Origin of the sequence: Flavobacterium sp. LM4 (genome assembly GCF_002017935.1) — a bacterium.
GTDB classification, from domain to species: domain Bacteria; phylum Bacteroidota; class Bacteroidia; order Flavobacteriales; family Flavobacteriaceae; genus Flavobacterium; species Flavobacterium chungangense.
Genome location: NZ_MUFW01000001.1, coordinates 2,572,245 through 2,596,129 on the forward strand (window position 1 = coordinate 2,572,245; position 23,885 = coordinate 2,596,129).

Annotated in this window: 17 protein-coding genes; 7 read left to right on the plus strand and 10 right to left on the minus strand. The window is 35.4% G+C overall.

Annotated features, from left to right (window positions below; all coding sequences use genetic code 11):
- Positions 1 to 71: 71 nt before the first annotated feature.
- From BXU10_RS11540 to BXU10_RS11580, 8 genes are all read right to left on the minus strand, one after another.
- Positions 72 to 1,246, minus strand: a protein-coding gene (locus BXU10_RS11540) for an IS3 family transposase (RefSeq protein WP_223255423.1) whose coding sequence is annotated in 2 segments (ribosomal slippage) — positions 72 to 991 and positions 991 to 1,246 — 1,176 coding nt in all. Because the reading frame shifts where the segments join, the coding sequence is not laid out codon by codon here.
- Positions 1,247 to 1,291: 45 nt separating this feature from the next.
- Positions 1,292 to 1,621, minus strand: coding sequence for a hypothetical protein (locus tag BXU10_RS11550; protein WP_078227455.1), 330 nt, complete (start codon positions 1,619 to 1,621; stop codon positions 1,292 to 1,294).
- 72 nt (positions 1,622 to 1,693) lie between these two features.
- Positions 1,694 to 3,046 carry a DUF3526 domain-containing protein gene (locus tag BXU10_RS11555; RefSeq protein WP_078227456.1) on the minus strand — a complete coding sequence of 451 codons (1,353 nt, stop codon included), beginning with the start codon at positions 3,044 to 3,046 and terminating at the stop codon, positions 1,694 to 1,696.
- 1 nt (position 3,047) lies between these two features.
- Positions 3,048 to 4,484, minus strand: coding sequence for a DUF3526 domain-containing protein (locus tag BXU10_RS11560; protein WP_078227457.1), 1,437 nt, complete (start codon positions 4,482 to 4,484; stop codon positions 3,048 to 3,050).
- Between the two features lie 9 nt (positions 4,485 to 4,493).
- A complete protein-coding gene (locus tag BXU10_RS11565) occupies positions 4,494 to 6,791 on the minus strand; it encodes a TonB-dependent siderophore receptor (RefSeq protein ID WP_078227458.1) in 2,298 nt (765 codons plus the stop codon).
- A 28-nt stretch (positions 6,792 to 6,819) separates the two neighbouring features.
- A complete protein-coding gene (locus BXU10_RS11570) occupies positions 6,820 to 7,515 on the minus strand; it encodes an ABC transporter ATP-binding protein (protein ID WP_078227459.1) in 696 nt (231 codons plus the stop codon).
- Between the two features lie 240 nt (positions 7,516 to 7,755).
- Positions 7,756 to 8,109: a hypothetical protein gene (locus BXU10_RS11575; RefSeq protein WP_189328082.1), complete on the minus strand. Its 354-nt coding sequence runs from the start codon at positions 8,107 to 8,109 to the stop codon at positions 7,756 to 7,758.
- A 117-nt stretch (positions 8,110 to 8,226) separates the two neighbouring features.
- Positions 8,227 to 8,601 carry a helix-turn-helix domain-containing protein gene (locus tag BXU10_RS11580; protein WP_223255424.1) on the minus strand — a complete coding sequence of 125 codons (375 nt, stop codon included), beginning with the start codon at positions 8,599 to 8,601 and terminating at the stop codon, positions 8,227 to 8,229.
- Positions 8,602 to 8,714: 113 nt separating this feature from the next.
- On the opposite strand from BXU10_RS11580, the gene BXU10_RS11585 reads away from it, so the two are divergent.
- The gene (locus BXU10_RS11585) at positions 8,715 to 9,326 is read left to right on the plus strand and encodes an FMN-dependent NADH-azoreductase (protein WP_078227460.1); all 612 of its coding nucleotides are present in this window, start codon (positions 8,715 to 8,717) and stop codon (positions 9,324 to 9,326) included.
- A 45-nt stretch (positions 9,327 to 9,371) separates the two neighbouring features.
- Here BXU10_RS11585 and BXU10_RS11590 read toward each other — a convergent pair whose 3' ends face one another.
- Positions 9,372 to 10,652 (minus strand): acetyl-CoA C-acetyltransferase, encoded by a 1,281-nt coding sequence (locus BXU10_RS11590; RefSeq protein ID WP_078227461.1) that lies wholly within the window; start codon positions 10,650 to 10,652, stop codon positions 9,372 to 9,374.
- A 164-nt stretch (positions 10,653 to 10,816) separates the two neighbouring features.
- Positions 10,817 to 11,419, minus strand: a complete 603-nt coding sequence (locus BXU10_RS11595) for an RNA polymerase sigma factor (RefSeq protein WP_078227462.1) — start codon at positions 11,417 to 11,419, stop codon at positions 10,817 to 10,819.
- Positions 11,420 to 11,697: 278 nt separating this feature from the next.
- Between BXU10_RS11595 and BXU10_RS11600 the strand changes: the two genes are divergently transcribed.
- The 6 genes from BXU10_RS11600 (at position 11,698) to BXU10_RS11625 (ending at position 23,581) form a co-directional block, all read left to right on the plus strand.
- Positions 11,698 to 12,849, plus strand: coding sequence for a FecR family protein (locus tag BXU10_RS11600; protein WP_078227463.1), 1,152 nt, complete (start codon positions 11,698 to 11,700; stop codon positions 12,847 to 12,849).
- Between the two features lie 185 nt (positions 12,850 to 13,034).
- Complete coding sequence (locus tag BXU10_RS11605) at positions 13,035 to 16,616, plus strand: SusC/RagA family TonB-linked outer membrane protein (RefSeq protein WP_078227464.1); 3,582 nt, start codon at positions 13,035 to 13,037, stop codon at positions 16,614 to 16,616.
- A 14-nt stretch (positions 16,617 to 16,630) separates the two neighbouring features.
- On the plus strand, positions 16,631 to 18,040 hold the full coding sequence (locus BXU10_RS11610; protein ID WP_223255425.1) for a RagB/SusD family nutrient uptake outer membrane protein: 1,410 nt from the start codon (positions 16,631 to 16,633) through the stop codon (positions 18,038 to 18,040).
- 63 nt (positions 18,041 to 18,103) lie between these two features.
- Positions 18,104 to 19,300, plus strand: a complete 1,197-nt coding sequence (locus BXU10_RS11615) for a TlpA disulfide reductase family protein (RefSeq protein WP_078227466.1) — start codon at positions 18,104 to 18,106, stop codon at positions 19,298 to 19,300.
- Positions 19,301 to 19,449: 149 nt separating this feature from the next.
- Positions 19,450 to 20,583 carry a TlpA disulfide reductase family protein gene (locus tag BXU10_RS11620; RefSeq protein WP_078227467.1) on the plus strand — a complete coding sequence of 378 codons (1,134 nt, stop codon included), beginning with the start codon at positions 19,450 to 19,452 and terminating at the stop codon, positions 20,581 to 20,583.
- A 208-nt stretch (positions 20,584 to 20,791) separates the two neighbouring features.
- Positions 20,792 to 23,581 (plus strand): pitrilysin family protein, encoded by a 2,790-nt coding sequence (locus BXU10_RS11625; protein ID WP_078227468.1) that lies wholly within the window; start codon positions 20,792 to 20,794, stop codon positions 23,579 to 23,581.
- Positions 23,582 to 23,885: the final 304 nt, after the last annotated feature.

Consider the following 23,885-nt stretch of genomic DNA (forward strand, 5'->3'; position numbering starts at 1 on the left):
ACCCTTTTCTAACCAGTCTAATTCCTGCGCTTTTCTAAAACTGGATATGCAAACAAAAAGTAGAGAAAAAGTTAAGCTACATTTTTGTAATTAGTTAATTTATTAAATTCTTCAATAGTTTTATAGTTCAAAGCAGAGTGCCTTCTTTTTTTATTGTACCAAATTTCGATGTATTCAAAAATTTCAAGTTCCATTTGTTCTTTAGTAATTAGTTTATTCCCATAAATTAATTCTGTTTTTAGTGATTTGAAAAAACTTTCTGCAACAGCATTATCCCAGCAATCTCCTTTACGGCTCATACTTCTAGTGACAGTTTTAAAAGAGTCAAGCATATTAGTAAAGCTTTTATTAGCATATTGAATTCCTCTGTCGGAGTGGAATATTAATTCATTTGTAATTTTTCGATTTTTAAGTGCCATTTTCCAAGCTGTTAATGTAGTTTGTTTAGTACTCAAACCATTGCTTAGACTCCAGCCAATTATTTTTCTGTCGAACAAATCCAAAATAATTGTGAGATACAAAAATCCGTCCTTTGTTTGAATATATGTTATATCTGAAACCCAAGCTTTAGATGGTTCCTTCACCGTAAATTCTCTTTTTAAGATATTTGGAACAACAAAATGATTATGTTTTGAATTGGTTGTTACTTTAAATTTTTTACTCAATTTACTGTACAAACCTAATTGCTTCATGTATTTAGCGACTGTTATTCTAGATATTTGATATCCTATATTTTGAAGTTCTAAAGTAATTCTTGGACTTCCATATCGCTGTTTGGTATTAAAATATATTGAAGTTATTGCTTCTTTTATTAAAATCACTCGTTTTTGCCTTTGTGAAACAATCTGTTTTTTCCATTTATAGTAACTGCTGTTGCTTACTGCTAAAACTTTGCACATCTTTTCAATCGAATATATTTTTTCATGGTCTTTTATGAAAAGATAAATCATCGACCTCCCTTGGAAAAGATGCTTATTGCCTTTTTTAAGATATCACGTTCTAATTCTGCTTCTTTTAATTTTTTTTCAAGTTCATGAATTTTTTCTTGTTCGGGACTTAGTTTTAAATTGCCTTTTCCAGGAAAACTTCCCGTTCCAAATTCTTGATAATCTTGGCGCCATTTATAAAGCAAAGCAGCTGTAATACCAAGTTCCTTGGCAAGTAGAGAGATATTATCTCTTTCATAACTTAATTGGACTGCTTTCTCTTTGAAAATGCGGTCGTAATTTTTACGATTTTCTTTCATGGTCTAAAGTTAAGATTTTGTCCTTAACTAGAACTCCACGCTAAGTTAGCACATCCAGTTTTGTTTTAAATAGTTATAAGAATCTTTAGTAGTCGAAAAATCAGACTGCAAAAGTTTATCCGGTTGTGATAGTTGCCTAATAACAGAAAGTCTCACATAATCACCATTTATTTCAGTTACCTTAAAAATAAAATATTTGTTTTCAAAACTTTGGCTGCCGTTATGGCCTCTTTGTTTGCTAAAGATAAAACTTCCCAACTGCAATTTGTGTTCCGGCGTATTGATTGCTTTTTTCCATGCATACGGTTTGTAGACCAATTGTTTTAAGGCGTAAAAAGCAATTATAATTAGCAGTATTAAAAGTATTTTTTTCATTTTTTTGATTTAGAAGGGATTTTGAAAGTACTATAAATACCTTCAAAATTCCCTCTAAATTAACATTAATCTTTAAATTCCCTGATGGTTTTTCCTGAAATTCATCCAGCCTAAACTAATCAACAGCAAATTGAACAATACCAGTGGTAAAAGGGCTTTTGCAAAATTGGTTTTGGAAGTATCTTCAAAAGTTTCAACCTTAAATTTCGACCAGTTTTCTTTTTTAACATCGGCATTGTCAAAGATTTTCGGGTAGAAATACAAGCGCAGTTTTTCATGAAACTGGTTTGTTTTTTCCATAAATAAAAGCTGGTTTCCTAAGTCAGATTTGGCAATTTCGTTTAACTGAATCTGAGTGTGCAGTGTCGGAATAAATTGTGCAATGTTTTGACTGGCTTGGTTTCGTTGCTTCAGTTTTGTTTCCAGTTCTTTTGATTGAACTGACGATTCGTCGTCGCCCATTTGCTGCATGGCATAATACCAGAGCCAGCTGAATTCTTCATCGGGCAAAGTATAATTTTTGAATTGCGGATAATGCTGGTAGAATTTATTCATTGTCGCTGTTTTATCCATGTCCCATTTTTCGTGGTACGCATTTCGCTGTTTCAGCGTCAGCTCCAAAGCTTCCGGGACAGGGTATTTATTCACGATATAAGTATTAATTGTTGCCGGAAGAATAATAATCAGAAACAGCCAGATCGTTAATAAAATCACGGCGTTGAAATTGGAATTCTTTTGCAGGGAAACGATAAAAAAACAAACGGCAAACCAAAAAAAGATGTATAAAATACTGATTGTGTAAAAAGTAAAAAGTGAACTGTCTAAGGGAATATTCAATAAGAAAACTGCAATAAAAAGGGTAAACGTTAATAATGCCATGAAACTTAAAATTCGGATGTAAAACAATTTCAGAATGTACAAAAATGTATTATCGCTTTGTGTTGCCACGATTTTCCAGGTTCCGGATTCTTTTTCTTCGGAAACTACATTATACGTAAAAGCAATAATAAGGAGCGGAAAAAGATAAATCAGTACAAAACTAAAATCGATATTTCCTAACATCAAATTGTTCGGGTTGTTTAATTCTGAATCGTATTTCTGACCTTCCAGACCCCGAATCGTAACACTTTGTATCGACGGATTTACATCCCTCTGTCCAATTGCCAGACTATTGATCGGGAACGTTTTATTGACCAGAGAGAATTTGATGTAATAGAGCAGCAGTCCCATTTCGTCTGAATGATATGCAGCATTTCTCGCAATGTGTTCTTTTTGATAAGCCGCTGCTTCTTTGATATTCCGGTCTTGTTTTTCCTGAAACTGATTTCCAATCAAAAGACTTATGAACCCGATACCCAGCAAAAAAAGCAATCCAATTTTGGTTCCTTTTGAGCGTATGAAATTTTTAAATACTAATACTAACATATTAAATGGCTTTTAGGTTTTTAGCGGCTATTTTTATAAAAAGAAACAGCAGGCTGATCCAGAGAATAATGGAGATAATTGAAATGATTTCGCTTCTCAAAACCTCCCAAATTCCTTTTGGTTCGTAATGAAATTCGGGTACGTCAGCCCAGTGTTCTTTATTAATTGAAGCTGGTTTACTTTTATCATTGCTGATGTATTTAATTTGTAAAGCATTCATTTTTTGTGCCATATCGTAACGATACGTTTCAGCCTGTTTCTGAAAATCGATGTACGAATCATAATCGGTATTCGACAATCCCATCGATACATTTTTCATGGCGATGTAGGGATTTATAAACGAAACTGTTTTTGAAAAGCTGTTTTGCTTTTTATAAATCTCCAATAAATCTTCAAGATGTTTATTGTAAATATTCGAACTTATTCTTTCGCCTTCGGTCATAATGAAACCGGAATAATTAAAGGGTAGTTTTTGAACTGAATCGACTTTGTAGACCCTAAGCAAAGAATCTTTGATCGCTTTATAATGTGGGTCGTTCGGATTATGGCTGTCTCCCTGTTTTAAAATGTCTTTTTCAATATCACTGTTGAACTTAATTTTAGAAGGCGCTTCGTAAATATAAGCACCAATTGCCTGCGTTGTTCTCGGTAAAATAATTGTGAAAACCAACCAAATCCCAATTAACGAAATCAACGCTTTTTTTGAAGTTTTGCTTGAAGCAGAAATCAAAACGGCAATGGCGCAAAAAAATAACAGATATAGAAAATGAAAACCAATAAACAAGAGCATTTTAACAGTCTCGTCAAATGAAACGGCAAAGTTCTGAAGCAATAGCCAAACGAAAACCAAAATAATAATCGTAGGGATAAAAAGCATCATAATGACAGATGCAATGCCGAGTGTTTTTCCCAGTAAAAGCTGTTTCCAGCTGATACCCTGACTCAAAAGTAATTTTAATGTTCCGTTTTCTCTTTCGGCTGCGACCGAATTAAATCCGAGGAAAAAAATCAACAACGGCAGCAAAATTTGTAAAACCATGGCAATGCTGATTTCTCCAAAACGAAGCATGCTGTTTGAAAATCCGGCTTCAGAAAAATTAGCTGTATTTTGTTTGTGAGCTTCCAGATAAATGGCATTTCCGAAAAAAGGTTCCATTCCAAATTCAAAAACGCTTAACGAAGTGTTTTTACGAAAAGCAAAGTTTCCGTAATGTGCCATTCGGTGTGGGTTTTTATCCGGATTTTTCAACCAGTCTTCCCTGGATTCGTGTTGGTATTTTTCGCTGGTTTCATTTTGATTCGTGTAATTCTCCCAACCCGAAAACGCAGCGTACAGCAATAAAACACCAATAAAAAGGGTAATGATGTAAACTGCCTGATTTTTAAAAACAGATTTTCTGAAATGTTGGGCTATTAAATTTTCTACGTGTAAGGACATAACTGCAGATTAAAATTTATAAGTTACGGTAAGCGTTGCATTTCTAGGAGCTCCGGGAAATAACCTCAAATAGTTCTGAGCGCCTAACCAGTAAGTTCTGTTAAAAATGTTCCCTGCGTTTACAGCAACCTGAATATTACTTCTTTCAGGTTTGTAGTATATAGCAGCATCAAAAATGGTAAAATCAGGAAGTGTAAAATCTCTTGTAAACCACGGAATTTTGCTGCTTTGATATTGCATTCCGAAACCAATTCCGAAATTATCCAAAGCAGAATCGGATTTGAAATTATAACGGGTCCATAAGTTGGCGCTGTTTTTTGGCGTATTTTGTTTTCTGGCGCCAATTAAGGAAGCATTGCGGTCATTGGTAATTTTGGCATCAATATAACTGTACGAAGCATTGATTTGCCAGTCTGGTGTAATGTAGCCTGCCAAATCACATTCGAAACCACGGCTGCGCTCAGAACCTCTGGTAACCAATAAATCAGGATTAACAGGGTCGTTGGCATTCATCAGGATATTGCGCTGGTTTATTTCGTAAACAGCGGCGTTAAAACTCATTGAATTGTTTAAAAAAGTAGCTTTTAAACCCACTTCTTTCAAATTGCTTTCGAGAGGATCAAACAAACTTCCGGCAGGTAAACTTCCGGTTTGCGGCATCAACGTAACGGTGTTCGATTGGGGCTGATACCCTTCGAGATAAGTCGTATAAACATTGATAGCGGTATTGATGGCATACGTAATTCCTACACGAGGCAGTAAAGCCGATTTCTTAACGGTTAATTCGTTATTCGTCTCGTAATTGGTGATGTCTTCAAACCATTCGTTTCGTAATCCTAAAAGAAACGTAAACTTGTCCCACTGAATCTGATCCTGAATATAAATAGCATTCGTAGTGGTTAAAGCCGATGGTAATGCTGTTCGTATATTCAAAGTATAATCATCAGGACTTCTTACGGTATAAGTCGGATTATTTAAATTGAAATAATTTACATTTGGTTTTGGTAAAGTAACACCGTCAATTGTAATAGTTTGATAATTAGATGCATTTGCGGGTACAAAAGCGCTTGCAACAGTTCCGTCCTTAAGTAGATAGCCTCTGGCTGCGTTTTGTCCGCCGCCTTTTGTTTTGTTCCAGCTGCTTAAATCGTAACCCGTTAGTAGTTTATGATTTAGTTTTCCGGTTTTGAAATCGAAATTTAAAAAGGCTGTTAAGTTGTCCACATTCCAGTATTGCTGGCGCTGTACAAACTGCATCATCGCAAGACTTGTTACCGGCTGATTGTTCATGTCTACTGCAAATCCGTTTGTGGTTCGGTGTTCCTGTAAATCTTCTCTCCAGGATTGTTTCATGTATGCGGCATTAAAACCAATTTTTGAAGTGAATTTATGAGAGAAATTCGTAGTGAAAATCATTTCTTTCGATTTAAAAAAATCACTTGGCGCACCTAAATTCAGGCTTATTGGTGTTTTATTCAGACTTGTAACTCCGGCAACGGCTCCAAAAATAGGCTGCCCGCGATCCAGAATTCCGGTCATGTCGCTTAAGATTAACTCTGTATTGATAGCTGTTTTTTCATTCGGAATATAACTGAAGGAAGGAGAGAGCAAATACGATTTATTGCCCACTAAATCACGAAACGATTTTGCTTCCTGATACGCTGCATTTACACGATATAATAGTGTTTTTGATTCATTTAATGGGCCGGTAAAATCAAGAGTTCCTCTAAAAGTGCTAAAACTTCCGGCACTCAGGCTTATTTCTTTTCGGTCAGTGGCTAATGGTTTTTTGGTCACCAGATTGATGCTTCCTCCTGGATCTACAGAAGAAAAAGTAGCGCTCGACGGTCCTTTAATTACTTCCACACGCTCAATATTACTGGTAAGCGGCTGCAGGAAATAATATTGGCGGGTACGCATTCCGTTGATGATTTGTCCCTCTTCGTTCTGGCTGATCCCTCTGATGGTGTATTGATTGTAATAACTCGCCGGAATCACACCGCTTGTCATTTTTACAGCATCGGCGAGATAAATTGCGGCTTTGTCTGCAATTAATTCTTTGGTAACCGTAGAAATTGATTGTGGAATGTCTTTGTTAAGCGTAGCTGTTTTTGTTGCTCCAAAAGAATAATCGCTGTTGTATTTTCGGGTAGAACGGCCTATGATTTCTACGGCTTGGAGTTCGTTTAATTTGGCTTCCGTTTTAATGGAATCCTTAGCGATACTGTCGTTACTTTTTGTATTCGTCTGCGCTTTTAAACAAGCAGAACTAAAGACAAAAAACAGTACTATAAATAGATGTTTCATTTTTTATGTAGATGGAAATTTTTCCTTTTTAAACAGTTTGTAAATACAAATCTTCCAATTCGTTTGCTGATATTTTTTCGGCTTCGATAATCGTAACCAGATTGCCCTGTTTCATGATTCCGATGTGTGTTGCGACTTCCCTGGCTCTGAAAATGTCGTGTGTAGCCATTAAAATTGCTGTTCCGTCTGCTGAAAGTTCTTTTAAGATTTGAGAGAATTCGTTGGAAGCTTTCGGGTCTAAACCGCTCGTAGGTTCGTCTAATAATAGCACTTTTGCTCTTTTGGCAATAGCAATTGCAATCCCTACTTTTTGGCGCATTCCTTTTGAGTAGCCCCCCAGATTTTGATCATGAGCTGTAATTTGCAGACCTGCTTTGGTTAAAAAATAAGTCAGTTCTCCGGTTGAATATTTAAATCCGGCAAGGGAGGAAAAGAATTTCAGGTTTTCCAGTCCGGTAAGATTTGGATATAACATTACCGTTTCAGGAATGTATGCCACATCTTTTTTGGTCTTATCTGCATCGGTAACAACCGAAATATTGTTGATTTTAATTTCGCCATGGGTTGGTTTTATAAAACCCAGAAACAAATTTATGGTAGTCGTTTTTCCGGCACCATTTTGTCCCAACAGCGCAAAAATTTCTCCCTCTTTAATGGTTAAATTCAAGGAATTCAAAGCAATTTGATCGCCGTATTTTTTAGTCAGGTTTTCTGCGGTAAGCATCTTTTATATTTGTTTGGAATTATGAATATGGAATGATTTGATTCACAAAAACACCAAGGTGCTTTTGAACCAAAATCGTATTGTCGGAATAAGGAAGGAGTTTACTATGTGAAATTTTAAAAAAAGACGTAATATAATTTCAGCGGAAAAGTTTCCTTTAGAAAAAGACGTACGAATAGGAGTGTTCTTCACTTTCTGTTAAAAGCAAGTGAATGATTCTTTTTAAAGTAATATAGTAAACTAAGCCAGAGCAGGAGGTGCTCTTAAAGCAAAAAGACTGCCCTTGAAAAACGCTGCAGTTATTAGGTTGTAAGTGAATTCCTGTACAGTAGGAATGTGTGTTTTATGAAAGGTATAAGTAGGAAATGCGTTGGAAATAAAAGTGCTAAATTCAAAATGACATATAGAACAATTATTCTCTATATTATGACTGTGAGTGATTTGCTTTTGTCCAGGGATGTATTTATGATCACAATGTTTCTCCTGAATTTGCGCATAAACATGCTCGTAAGAGTGAATCGTCTGAAAAAGCATTGCGAACAATACCGTTAAAGACAGTAAAAGATTAATTATGACGAATTTCTTTTTATTCATTCTTATTTTGGAAATCTCAGTTGTTGTAATGCAACCAAGTTGCAAATATAGAAATGTTATTTACAAAAGAAAACAAAATCTATCTATCTTTTTTAAACATACTTTTAATCAGAAAAATTATTTACCAATGATTTCTTTTCGATGTAAATCTCCCCAGTCTTTTAATGCCAGAATTACATTTACTAAAGACTTGCTGTGTTCTGTTCTTCTGTATTCAACGGTTGGCGGAAACGTATCATAAACAGTTCTGATTACCAGTTTGTTTATTTCCAGATTTTTGAGCTCTTTAGATAACATTTTGTCTGTGATGCCATCGAGGTCTTTTGAGATTTCCTTGAACCGTTTTGGGCGATCAGATAAAGCAATTAAAATAGGCAGTTTCCATCTGCCGCTTAAAACCTCCAAAGCATCTCTTACAGGCAATAAAGCACCCATACAGTTGTTTTTTGAGCACTCAGTTTCTTTTGTAATAGTGGTGTTTTCGCTTTTCATTTTCATGTTTATAACGTTACTATACTCAATGAAAGCGCTATCTCTGAGGATAGTACTATAAAAGAGATAGTAAATGTAAATAAGTTTGTATTGTAAAACAAAACAAATAAATTATGAGTAAAAGAATTCTGAATATAATTACAAGTATCAAAGGAGATAATTCCTTTAGTAATAAATTATCGAATGCAGTGATTGAAAAACTGGGAAATGTATATCCGGAGATTGAGGTTCAGACCCTTGATCTTTCAAAAACACCTTTGCCTTATCTGGATGCATCACAGATTGGAGCATTTTTTACGCCTGAAGAAATGCATACTGATGAACAAAAAGAAGCCATTATAAGTTCAAATAATGCAGTAAAAGAATTATTTGACGCTGATATTATTGTGATTGGGGTATCATTTTACAACTTCGGAATTCCGGCGGTTTTAAAAGGATGGGTCGATCAGGTTTCCAGAGCGGGAGTGACTTTTAGTTATGCTGATGGCACGCCAAAAGGATTGGTAGTGAATAAAAAAGTATATTTATCTATTGCGTCCGGGGCTGTATTTTCTGAAGGACCATACAAAAGTAATGATTTTGCAGATCCTTATTTACGTGCTATATTAGGTTTTTTAGGCATGACAGATGTGACTACTTTTCGTGTAGAGGGAACATCAATTCCTGATTTTGCTGAAAGTGCTTTGCCAAAGGCTTTGGCAGCTGTTGAAGAATTTTCTTTTTAAGATTTGCATAAAAAATCCCGGTTCTGACGGGATTTTGCTTTTAAGTTATTTCTCAATAATCATGGTAATTCCTTGTCCGCCGGCGGCACAAATTGAAATAAATCCTCTTCCGGATCCTTTTTCGTTCAATAATTTTGCCATCACACCAATGATTCTGCCTCCGGTTGCTGCAAAAGGATGCGCTGCTGCCAGACTGCTTCCTTTTACATTTAACTTTTCCCGGTCTATTGTTCCCAATGCTTTTTTTAAACCGATTGCTGTACTCAGTTCCGGACTTTCCCAAATTTTGAGAGTTGCCAAAACCTGTGCTGCAAAAGCTTCGTGAATTTCATAATAGTCAAAATCCTGTAAAGTCAATCCGGCTTTTTCTAACATTTTGCTGGCAGCAAATAATGGAGCTAATAAAAGGTTTTGCTGATTTTTAACATATTCAATCGCAGCAACTTCTGCAAAAGTAATATAAGCCAGAACTGGAAGTCCGCGTTCTTTTGCCCATTCCTCACTGGCTAAAAGAATACACGAGGCTCCATCTGTAAGCGGTGTTGAGTTTCCGGCTGTTAATGTTCCGTTTACTTTATCAAAGGCAGGATTTAATTTGGCTAATTTTTCAATAGTACCGTCTTTTCTCAGGTTATTGTCTTTTTCAAGTCCGTTAAACGGAGTAATCATATCATCAAAAAAACCTTCATCATAGGCTTTTGCCATATTCAAATGACTTTTAAGAGCCAGATTATCCTGGTCTTCTCTGGATATTTTATAATGTTTTGCGGTTATTTCTGTATGTCCGCCCATTGAAAGTCCGGTTTGTGACTCTTCATTTCGGGGAACGAGTGGTGTTAAATCTTTTGGTCGGAGTTTTAAAAATAATTTGATTTTTTCGCCTAATGATTTCGCTTTTCTGGCATTCAGTAAAATTTTACGTAGTTTTTCGCTCACCGCAATCGGCATATCGCTGATTGAATCAACACCTCCGGCAATTCCGGATTCAATTTGCCCAAGAGCAATTTTATTGGCAATATAAATGGCACTTTCTATTCCGGTATCACAGGCTTGCTGTAAGTCACAGGCTGGAGTAGCGGGATCGAGAGTTGTTTTCATGACACATTCCCGAATCAGATTGTTGTCATACGTATGTTTGATAACCGCACCGCCAGCTACTTCGCCTAATAGCTGACCTTTTAAATCGTATTTATCAATAAGTCCGTTTAAGGCTGCGGTCATCATTTCCTGGTTTCCAACTTCGGCGTAGGCCGTATTAGCTCTTGCAAATGGAATTCGGTTATAACCAACAATAGCAACTTTTCTAATGGCATTTGGAGTACTCATACTTTCATTTTTTAATATTTCCTGAGATTAAAGATAAGAAGGAAATTATAAAACAGGATGAGATTTATTTTAGGAAAATAGCTTTAGGAAAATCATGTAAAGACTTCTTTGTAAATAAAAGAAATGGAATAACTGTAATTACTTCAGAATAAAAGAGATTCAATTTAGCTTAATCCCAGCTTTTTCTTTTTTCCGAAGAACATAAACAAAACACTTTTTATCTTTTCTTCAAGCGAAGAACGCAAAATCGAAAATGCTTTGGTAATCTGCGCCTCAACAGTTTTGATGGATACATCAAGATGTTCGGCAATTTCGATATTGGTTAAACCTTCTTTTTTACTTAAAATAAAAACTTCCCTGCATTTAGGAGGTAAACTTTCTATCTCTTTATTTACTACCTTTAAGATGTGTTGAAAAGATTCAGAATCATCCTCAAGAACAACTGAGTTTAAGGCATCATGATACGTTTTTTCGAGAGAAAACAAGGATTGGTTTTTTCTGTATAAATCGATAAACTCATTATAAGCTAATTTGTAAAGAAAGCTTTTGATGGCATGATCTGATTTTAACCGCGCTCTTTGCTCCCAAACTTTTATAAAGACATTCTGAACGATGTCTTCGGCGCTGTAAATATTTTTTACAAGGCTATTGGCATAAACACAAAGTTTATGATGGTAGGAGTCGATGAGATAAGTGTATGCCTTTTCATCTCCGTTTCGAAGAGATTCAATCAGAATATTATTATCGTTGTAATCATCGGTTTTCATAGTAACAAATATATAAATTTAAAATTTTAGGACTTAATCAGAACGGATATTTCCCAAAATAAGCCCTGTATTCAGATTTTCTATTTGAATTTTATTACAAATAAAAATGCCTAAAAATGCAAAGATAAATCATTTTGTTTTTTAATTCTATCAAATTAATAGAATTTATTGAAAGAAAAGACTTGTGAAAAATAAAAAAATCAGTAAAATCAAAAAAACTTTATCAAATTGTTAGGGTTTTGTTTTTTGGCTTCGTAATAATATTAAAAAAAGATAAAATGACAGTAAAAAAGTCAGAACGATTAATGGTAAAATTTATCACAAATCAGGCCAGTCAGGATGAAATTGAACAACTGACGGAGTGGTTAAAGGATGAAGCAAACCAAATTGAGTTTAGGGAATTTGTAAAAACGAATTATGCCATTGACACCGCTATGAATACATTCGATTCTGCTGAAATAAGAAGGCAGTTATCAGAAAGAATTCAGAAAGAAAATAATGTTTTTTATAAAAGAAGGTTCTCTTCTTATTACAAATATGCAGCGATTTTGGTTGTCGCTCTGGGCGGATTTTATTTTTATAAAAATTCGAATATCCCGAAAGAGAAACAAAATGTTGTTATTCCGAGACAGGATGAAATTGTTTTACAATTAGATAATAATTCAGAAGAGGAAATTGATACGGCTGATACTCGAAATCTAACGGATAAAAACGGTAACATTATTGGCAGACAGGAAAAAAACAGGCTGGTGTATAACAAAGCCTATACTGAAGGAAAGTTAGTTTACAATACAATTAAGATTCCTTATGGTAAAAAATTTGAAATACAGTTGTCAGATGGAACCATTGTGTATTTGAACGCCGGAACTCAATTGACGTATCCGATACAGTTTTTAAAGAGCGAGGGGCGAAAAGTGAATCTGACAGGGGAAGCTTATTTTGAAGTTGCCAAAGACAAGGCGCATCCGTTTACGGTAAATACACATGAAGTAAGTGTTGAGGTTTTGGGAACCAGATTTAATGCAGATGCATACATGGATAATACAAGTACAGATATTGTGCTGGTTGAAGGAAAAGTTTCGCTTTATAAAGGTCAGAAAACAAATGAAAATCAGGTGTATTTGAAACCGGGTTTTAAAGGATCGAGTATAAAAGGGAAGTCTGTAATTACAACAGAAGAAGTAAATCCGGATTATTACACAGACTGGGTAAAAGGAAGTTTAGTATTTAAAAATGCCTCATTTGCAGATATTATAAAAAAACTGGAACGGCGATACAATGTGACTTTCATTAACAGAAATAAAATGCTCGGGAAAGAAATTTTTAACGCCCGTTTTGATAATGAGACTATTGAAGTGGTGCTGAAATATTTTAGCGACAGTTATGCAATAGATTATACTATTGACAGAGATAAAATTACGATTAAATAGCGTTTAAAATATCAAAATATAAATCCAAGAACAAATTTGAAATTAAGAACCATAAAAAGGAATAAGCCTATGTAACAAAAGTTCGAGAAGCGGCTGTAAAAAACCGGAAAATGCGCCAACATTTCCCGGTATAGGAATGCGGTCAGTTAATTAACCAACCAACATTAAAAAAACATTTTAAAAGTATGAAAAAACTATTGAACAAAATCAGGTTCGACAAGCCTTTTTTGAAATTTGATTTGAAGATGAAATTGACGACATTATTATTATTAACCACTTTGTCTGTTATGCAAGCGGGTGTGACCTATTCTCAAAAGGCCAGACTTTCTTTCAGTGCCAGTAATATGACTGTTGGAAAAGCAATTGAAAAGCTTGAATATACCAGTGATTACAGATTTGTATACAATGTAAGATCAGTTGATTTAGATAGAAAAATAGATATTAATTTAACCAATGCTTCTATTGAAACGATACTAAATACCATTTTTAAAGATTCAGGTACCGATTTTAAAGTGAGCGGATCCCATATTGTTTTGACACCCAAAAAAGCACCGGCTGAAAAACCAAAAGCTGAGGTTCAGGATTTTATAGTAAAAGGAAGGGTAACCGATACAAAAGGAATGCCTTTAGTAGGTGCGGCGATTTCGGATAATGGTTCAGGTCGTGGTGTGCAAACCGATTTTAACGGAGAATATCAGATTATTGCAGTAAGCAGTGAAACTACTTTAGCTTTTGCTTACTTAGGATACATCAGGCAAGAAATTAAAGTAGATGGTAAAAGCATTATCAATGTTGTTTTAAAAGAAGATGTTCTGGAATTAGAAGGAGTAGTTTTGACTACAGGATATCAAAATATTACAGCAGAAAAAGCAACAGGGGCTTATTCAAATTTAAAAGCAAAAGATTTTCAGGAACAGCGGTTAAGCAGTTTAAACTCCATTTTGGAGGGACGCATTGTAGGGTATCAGGATGGTAAAATTCGTGGAACGACTACTATGACGGGAACAACATCTCCGCTATATGTTATTGACGGATTCCCTGTTGAGAATACAAAATTAACCCCGTATTCTTCTCTTGATGAAAATGTGCCCAACCTCAATTTAGAAGATATTGAAACCATTACTGTTTTAAAAGATGCGGCAGCTTCCTCTATTTACGGAGCACGTGCGGCTAACGGAGTTGTAGTAATTACAACTAAAAAAGCAAAAGCAGGAAAAACAAATATTTCGTTTTCGAGTAATTTAACGGTTACACCTTATAAAAACTACACGGGAAACCTTACTGATTCTGCCGATATTATTGGTTTAGAAAGAGGATGGGCTGCAGGAAATCCTAATTTGCAAAGTGCTAATGCCAGTACTTATGCAAAATCTTTATTAAATAATGCTGTATTTACAAGCTTAGGAATGCAGACTATCTTAAACGGTTATGCTGGTAATATTTCTCAGACAGAAGCAAATAACCGTTTAAACTCGCTAGCCGGGCAAGGTTATAAATATTTTGATGATATTGCTAAATATGCAAAACGTGATCAGTATTTTATGCAGCACAACCTTAGTCTGGGTAAAGCTACTGAAAACAATGCTTTTAATGCATCTTTGACTTACAAGAGTAATGAGCTTGAAGATAAATATTCTGAAAACCAATCGGTTGGGATTAATTTGAAAAACTCAACTCAGATTAACAGCTGGTTGTCGTTGGATTTAGGAACTTACCTTAATTATGGCAAAGGAGATACGCAGAGTTATTTTGCTTCGAACCCTAATTTTACTTCGGGTCCTGGTTTCAAATATCAGCCATACAATCAGTTGGTTAATAATGATGGAACTAATTTTGTTTCTACTGCAGCATCCCGTTATAATGCTTTTACGCTTCAGTCTTTACAAAATTATGGCCTTTACAACATGGACATTACTCCAATGGATGAGTTTGGAAGAAACCTGATTAAAAGCAAAAATTTCTTAAACAGAACGTTTGCTAAATTTAACGCCAAGATCAGTCATGCATTCAATTACAACGTAATGTTCCAGTACGAATATGGTGCAGATCGTACAAGTCAGTTATTTGAAAAAGAATCATACTATGTTAGAAGCAAAGTAAATGGTATGGTCACTGTTGTAAATAACAAACCGGTTTATAATCTGCCTTATGGAGACATTATAAAAGAAGCAAATCAGTACAATAACGCTTATAATTTCCGTCAACAGCTAAATTTCAATCAGACTTTTAATGAAAAGCATGATGTGTCCGCTATTGCTGGTATGGAAATTCGACATACAAAACTAGAGTACACAGATAACACCCGTTACGGCTATGATGATCAGACTTTAGGCTTTGCTCCGGTAAATCAGGCTGATTTGCTTAAAGTGTACGGAAGTGTGTTTGGCGGATCGATGACACAAAATGATTTTTCTTTAGAAAGAGAATTAATAAACCGCTATGTTTCGGTATATGGAACAGGAGGTTATACGTATGACGGAAAGTATTCTGCAACAGGAAGTGTACGCTGGGACCGTTCGAACCTTTGGGGAACAGACAATAAATATCAAAACAAACCAACCTGGTCAACAGGTGTTGCATGGAATATTGATAAAGAATCATTTTTTAAAGTTTCATGGGTAGATGCGCTTAAAGTTCGTGCTTCTTATGGTATTGGAGGAAATATTGCTAAAAATTCAGCACCCTATTTAACAGCGTATTACAATTCTAATTCAAATGTTGGAGGAAATCAGGGAACTGTTAGTTCGAGACCAAATCCTGAATTATCCTGGGAAAAAACAACCACTACGAATATCGGTTTGGACTTTGCACTATTCAAAAACAGATTAAGCGGAACTGTAGATTTATACAACAAAAAAGGAGAGGATTTATTAGCAAGCAGCCAGGGGATTCCAACAGAAGGATGGGGTTATTCTACTTACAATACAAATAATGGAGAAATGACCAATAAAGGTATCGAAGTTAGTTTAAGCGGGGCTATCGTAAAAACACCTTCATTTTCATGGGATGCAACTGTTTTGTATGCGTATAACAAAAATAATGTCGATAACGTAAAAGTTGAAGCTCCTGTTTATTTCTTGCAATTAGATTATCCTCAGGCTTTCCCAAGAGTTGGAACCAGTTTTAATTCTATTTATGGTTACAAATGGGCTGGCTTAAGCAACACAGGAGTGCCTCAGGTTTATGATGCTTCAGGAACTGCAGTAAAATATAATCCGGGTCAAATTGATGCTATTAAGGATTTTGGTTCAACAGTCCCTACACACAGCGGATCTTTCCATACGTCTGCTAGTTATAAAAACTTCTCACTTTCTGCACTTTTCATTTATGAATTGGGGCATAAAGTAAGAAATACATTCCTGCCAATGTTAACCAATAATTACAATGGTGCAGCTGGCGGATATGTAACAGACATTACAATGGTTAATAATAATATTGCAAACCGTTGGATGCAGCCGGGTGACGAAGCATTTACAGATATTCCAAGAGCCGTATACGAGTATGAAGCAGATTTTAATTCAGATTCCCGTTCCATTTATTCCTATGCGGACATCAACATCTTGGATGCTTCAAATGTAAGATTAAGCAACATTTCATTGAGTTATCAATTGCCAAAAGATCTTATTCAGAGAGTAAAATTACAAAATGTACGTTTCAATCTGAATGCAGAAAATGTTTACACATGGGCAAAAAGCAGAGATGCTAAATACATGTTAGGCGGTTTCCAGTCTCCAAGTTTTGTTATGGGTGTAAATGTTAATTTCTAATTTATAAAGACTAAATGATGAAAAATATATATAAAAGTGTAGTGTACTTCTTAGCTTTAGGATTGACTTTTGCATCTTGCGAAAACTATCTGGATGACGCTCCAAAAGGATCTAAAGTACCTACAACATTAGTAGACTATGAAGCTTTTCTTCGTGACGAATATACCAATCACAGAGTAAATATAGCAGGAGCTTCACAATTAATGAATGACCAATATGCAACGCTTGCTACTTTATCAAGTGACAGATTAATCAATGCTAATTATATGTGGGATCAAAATGCCGACCGAATTGCATTGAAAGTATCTGATGAAACGACTTATTATGCAAGCTATCAGGGAATTTCGACTTTCAATTTAATTATTGAAAATGCTCTTTCTACAACAGAGGCTACTGAAGAACAAAAAAGAATAGTGTGGGCAGAAGCAAAAGTACTGCGCGCGATGAACTACTTTAATCTGGTTAATTTTTATGCAGATACTTATGTTGCTTCAACAGCTTCAACAAAATTATCTGTTCCGTTAATTACAAGTGCTAATATTAATGCACCAAGTAAACAGGTAACGATTCAGGAGTTGTATGATTTTATTCTGAATGATGTTAAAGAAGCTTTGCTTTATCTGCCAAAAGTTTCCCAGACGGTTTTACATCCAAATCTGGGAACAGGTTATGCTTTTTATGCAAGGGTATATCTTCAGATGAACAACTATACAGAAGCTTTGAAATATGCAGATCTGGCATTGGCAGAAAACAATAAACTGTATGACTGGATTGCGTTTTACAATGCTAATAAAACATTAATTGAAACTCCTGCTAATTATACCACATTTACATCTCCAATGGGATATAATTATGTAGAGAATTACAACTATCGTCATGGAGCTAACTCTAGTTTAACAACAGAAAACAGTATTCCTGTAGAACGTGCACAGCGTTTTGAAGCCGGAGACGCGCGTTTCTTGTCACGTTGGAAAACCTACACTGTTGGTGCTGAAACCTATTTTAGAAGAACCTTATCCGGTGCTTTTAATTTTGGCGGAATGACAACTGTAGAAATCTATTTGATTAAAGCAGAATGTCTGGCACGTGCCAACCAAATCAGTGATGCATTGGCGGTTTTGAATACTGTTCGTAAGACACGTATTCTTCCTGCTTCTTATCAGGATATTTCGACTACAGACAAAACAACTGCTTTAAAGGCTATTTACAGAACAAAAAATAATGAACTTACCAACACGCTGATTCCTTTTGCAGATGCACGTCGTTTAAATGCCGAAGGTGTTTATCCGGTAAGTTTCTCAAAAGTAGCTGGTGGAACAACTTATACGTTATCAGCAACTTCTCATATGTGGACAATGCCTTTCCCACAAGGAGCTGTAAAAAATCCGGGTAACGGAACAATAACGCAGAATGTAGCAAAATAATAAAGGCCCCAAAGCTTCCTGAGTAGGTATTCCGAAAGGGGAGCTTCTTATAAAATATCAAAAATGAATACAATTAAATTTAAAATAGCAGGATTGTGCATCTGCCTTCTCACAATTTCCGGCATTGCGCAAAAGAAAAAATCAGCAGCTCCGGCAGCAGCTTCTTATACCATTGAAGGAAATATTACGGGACTTGAAGATGGAACAGCAGTAAAATTAATTCCGGGAGCAACACATTCTTCAGAACCTGCAGTTGCAGAATCAAAAATTAAAGACGGCAAATTTACATTGACAGGAAAATTAAAAGAACCTCGCTTTTTTTATGTTGCATTTGGAAACAACAAAGGATTTATACCGGTTTTAGTAGAAAATTCTAAAATAAAATTATCAGCTGAAGGAACTGTTTCAGAAGGAGAAGACAAAAAAATTAACTTTAAAAATGAAGTAGTTTCAGGATCCAAATCACATGATTATTATAAAAAAGAAACTGCTTTTAGAAAAGAATTAGAAAAAGACTACCAAGAGTATCACAAAGGCACTGAAAAAGTCTCGGAAGCATATGGTAAAGCAAGGGTTGCCGGAAATAAAAAGGCAATGGATTCTATTGGAAACACTCCGGAATGGAAAAGTTTTGAAGCAAAAGAAAAAGCATTTTTTGATAAAGTAGCATCCAGTTCAAAAAATCTGATTTCAAAACATAAAGATACATGGTGGGGCCCCTTTTTTATGATGATACAGTACAGCTATTTTACACCGGATCAAAAACCGGAATTTGAACAATTTTCTGAAGCAGCTAAAAAAAGTTATTACGGACAATTGGTTGATAAAGAAGTAAATCCGAAATCATTGATTGGGACAAGTGTTTCAAATTTTGCCTTAAATGATAAAGACGGAAAACCATTAAGCGTAAAAGAGATCGTGGCAGGAAAAAAATATATTCTGATTGATTTCTGGGCTTCCTGGTGTGCGCCATGCAGAAAGGAAATTCCAAACCTGAAAACAGCCTATTCAGAATATGCTTCTAAAGGATTTGAAATTTTAAGCATTTCAATCGATAGTGACCAGAAAGCGTGGTTGAAAGCTTTAGGTCAGGAAAACATGCAATGGCCAAATTTGTATGATGATGACAAAGTAAGCAAAGCATTTAATGTAAAAGCGATTCCTGCAACTTATTTAGTAGACAGTAAAGGTGTTATTATTAGTGATAATCTAAGAGGAGCGGCATTAGAAGAAAAATTAAAAGAACTTTTCAAATCATAATCTGGTTTTTAATTTTTTTTTAAATCAGCCGCGGATTGAAAGACTAAAAATCTTCTGAATCTCCTAAATCTGCGAGAAAAAAATAAACACAAATATGCTATATGTTGAAAAAATAAGCATAAAGCATTTACAAATAAAAAAATAGCAACATGAAAAGTATAATTTCAAAATCAGTTTTATTAGCGTTGGCGCTGGTAACCACAATTACTTCCTGTTCTAAAAAAGAGGAAGGATTTACTATCAACGGAAATATTCCGGGACAAAAAGACGGAACAGTTTACTTAGAGTTTCAGGATGGTGATCAAACCGTAGTTAAGGATTCTGCAAAAATTGTTGACGGTAAATTTAGTTTTACAGGAAAAGTGGAAGAGCACTTGAGATACAGCATTAAGTTAAAAGGTCAGGAATACGGAAAAGTTTTTGTGTTGTCTAATGAAACTATTGGATTTACAGCGCATAAGGATTCAGTTTATATGGCCAAATTGTCCGGAGCAACCCAGGATTCTATTTATGGTTCTTATTATAAAAACGAATTTAAAAAGATTCAGGATGTTGCGGGACCAATTTATAAATTATCAGATTCCTTAAGTCAAAACGGAAAAGTAAAGCTTACTGCTGAGCAGCAGGCCATGATGGATAAAAAATGGAAAGATTTGCAGACTCAGGCAGATGACCTGACTTTTAAATTTATCAAATCACACAAAGATCAGGTTGCGGGAGCATTAGTTTTAGATGACCGTTTGGTAACTTACGGAACGCCGGAACAGGTAAATGAATATTTTGCAGTTTTGACTCCTGAGGTACAAGGCTCTTATTTTGGTAAAAAAATAAAAGAAGGAATTGAATTGAATAATAAAACGGCTGTAGGTGTTGCAGCGCCACAATTTTCTCAAAACGACGTGAACGGAAAAGTGGTAAAATTATCTGATTATAAAGGGAAATATGTATTGGTTGATTTTTGGGCAAGCTGGTGCGGTCCATGCCGAAAAGAAAATCCAAATGTGGTTTTGGCATACAAAACATACCACGACAAAGGATTTGATGTATTAGGAGTTTCATTAGATGATAAAAAGAAACTTTGGGAAAAAGCAATCGAAAAAGATGGTTTAACCTGGGCACATGTTTCAGATCTTAAAGGCTGGAAAAATGAAGCAGCTGTTTTGTACGGGGTAAAATTGGTTCCAACTAATTATCTGATTGGACCTGACGGAAAAATCGTGGCTAAAAACCTTAGAGAAGCTGAACTTCAGTCAAAGCTGAAAGAGATTTTCAGTAAATCATAAATTGCCTTATAATTCAAGAAAAATAAACACATAGAAACATAGATTTATTTCTTTTCAAAAAGGATACAAAAGAGAAACATATTTCTCAACACATAGCTATGTTTTTTTGAATAAGTGAAACGTCTTTTCACGGTTACAAAAACTATGATTCTATGTGTTTAAATCTAAATAACGAATTATAAATTTCTTCATAAAAATATCAAACACAATGAAAAAATACATCTTTCTGGGCTATTGTTCACTTGCTTTCTGTACGCTGGTTTCAGCACAGGGAAAATCAGATAACTTTAAGAAAATAAAAGAGTTAGGCGGAATTGAAGAATATTTGTACCAGCCCAACGGAATGAATATTTTGCTTTTACAGGACAATGCTTCGCCAGTGGCAACGGTGCAAATTGTATATCGTGTAGGTTCCAAACATGAAGTTTTAGGAAACACGGGATCGACGCATCTTTTGGAGCATTTAATGTTCAAAGGAACACCTACTTTCAATAAAAAAAGCGGTACGACAATTACGGATGTGCTTCAAAATACCGGAGCACAATTAAATGCCACAACGTGGTACGACAGAACCAATTATTTTGAAACCCTGCCAAGTGACAAAATTGGATTAGCATTACAAATTGAAGCCGACAGAATGCGCAATTCTTTATTGACCAAAGAAGATAAAGAAGCTGAAATGACGGTTGTGCGCAATGAATTTGAACGTGGTGAAAACGATCCAAATAGCTTATTGGATAAAGAAATCTGGGCTTCAGCTTACATTGCACATCCGTATCATCATTCAACAATCGGTTGGAAATCGGATATTGAAAAAGCACCAATTGAGGTTTTGCGTAATTTCTATAATACCTATTACTGGCCGGATAATGCAACTTTAACGATAATCGGTGATTTTAAAAAAGAGAATGTTTTTGAATTGATCGAAAAATATTTCGGTGGAATTACCAAAGCACCTCATACATTACCTCAGCCTTATACCGAAGAGCCACAGCAATACGGCGCGCGTAAAATTGTGGTTAGAAAACCGGGTGAATTAGGTGTTGTAAATAAAGCGTATAAAATTCCGGGGGCTTTGCATGAAGATTTACCGGCTTTGAATATTTTAGGCGAAATCATCGGATCAGGGCCTTCAGCAATTTTGAACAAAACTTTTGTAGATACCCGTATGGGAATTTACGCTTATGCAAGTGCGACAAATTTTAAAGAAGTTGGTCTTTTTACCATTGGGGTTGGTTTTCCAACAACATCAAAACACGAAGATATCGACGCTAAAATAAGCGAAGTTATTGCTAAAATCCAGAAAGAAGGTGTAACTCAGGATGAGGTAAACCGAGTGGTTGCCAAAATTAGTGCACAGACTATTTTAGCGCGCGACGGTTCTGGTGTTATTGCTTCAGAATTAAACGAAGCTATCGCTTCAGGCGACTGGACAGACTTTGTAACCGGTGTTAACCGATTGAAAAAAGTAACCCCGGCGGATGTTTTACGCGTAGCTCAGCAATATTTGGTTGAAGATCAAAGTACAACGGGCTATTTTATTCCGAAACAATCCGGTGCTCAAAATCAGGATGCGGCTCAGGCGAATAATTTCATGCCTGAAAACGGTCCTTTTTATTACAGACATCCGGAAGGCGGACATTCGCATGAAGAAACTTCTTCTGAAATTTCAATACAAAATAATAATACATCAGAAATTGCTTTAGATGCAAGTGTAACTGAAAAAACAGCTTCGGCTTTCAAAAGAGAAAAAGTAGCCGGAATCGATGTGGTTTCGGTAAAAACATCTGCAAAAGATTTTGTGACAGTTGCAGCAAGTATTTCATTAGGGAATTTTGTTAATGAGACTAAAAATCCAATGGTTTCTTCTTTAGCAGCTTCTATGTTATCAAAAGGAACTACGCTGAATGATAAATTTAAATTCTCTGAAAAACTTCAAAAGTTAGGGGTGAACTTAAATGTAAGCGCTTCTACAACCAAAATAAGTATCGGATTTAAATGTCTTAAAAAAGATTTAGATCAGGTTGTTGCTTTATTGGCAGAAGAAATCCGCAATCCTTTATTTGACCTGAAAGAATTCGAAAACCTCAAACAGCAGTTTACAGGAAATGCTCAGCAAAATTTAAATGATCCGGGCGAAAGAGGTGATATTGCGCTTTCTCAGGCAATTTATCCAAAAGGAAATCCAAATTATAGCCTAAGCGTTGAAGAAGATTTAGCCAACATCAAAAATGCAAATTTAGAAGAAGTAAAAGCGTTTCATAAAAAATATTTCGGTCCTGCCTCTATGCATTTGGTAATTGTTGGAGATACAGATGGGGCTAATTTAAATGCTTCTTTGAAAAAATCATTCAAGAACTGGAATGGTGGCGTTTCTGAAACTTTAAAATTTGAGGATGCCGTAAAAATAGCTTCAAAAACAGAAGTAGTTACAATTCCTGAAAAGCCAAGTGCCGAATTGTATATTGGTCAGTACACAGGTTTAAAAAGAGCCGATGCAGATTATATTCCGTTTTACATTGGAAATTACACTTTAGGTGCCGGTTTTGCAGGTCGTTTGATGCAGACCGTTAGGGATAATGATGGCTTAACATATAGCATTTCATCTGGCTTAGGAGGAAATATCCAAACCGGGGGTTACTGGATGGTGAATGCTTCTTTCAATCCCTCTTTATTTCAAAAAGGACTGGATGCTACGATGGTTCAGATTGATAAATGGGTAAAGGAGGGCATTACTGCAACAGAATTAGAAAATAAGAAGACCAATTTAATCGGAAGTTTTAAAGTTGGAATGTCTACCACAAGCGGAATGGCAAGAACGATTTTGAGTTTTATCGAGAGAGGACAGGAGCCAAATTACATCGACCAATATCCAAAAGATATTGAAAAAGTGACTTTGCAACAGGTTAATGATGCTATTAAAAAGTACATTCAGTTAGACAAAATGATCATCATTAAATCTGGTTCGCTTGATCAAAGCGGAAATCCGTTGAAATAATGTTATAATTGTTTTAATCGCAATCTACGTCATTCCGAGGAATGATGAATCTTCGCAAGAAACTCCGTAAAGTAAATCGCTAATCTTGTCGAGCTACTTACGGAGATCCTTCGTCCCTCAGGATGACAAAAATGAGTGTAATCAATAGGGTTGTAAAACTTTGTCAAAATTTTAAACTTTGACAAAGTTCTCTCAACCTGAAACTTGAAACAAAATCTACAAGTCTTTCATTATTTCATTTTTAGAAACTGAATTAGTAAGCCATTTTCTATGAGAGACTTTTAAGGGCTGTCGGCAAGCAGCT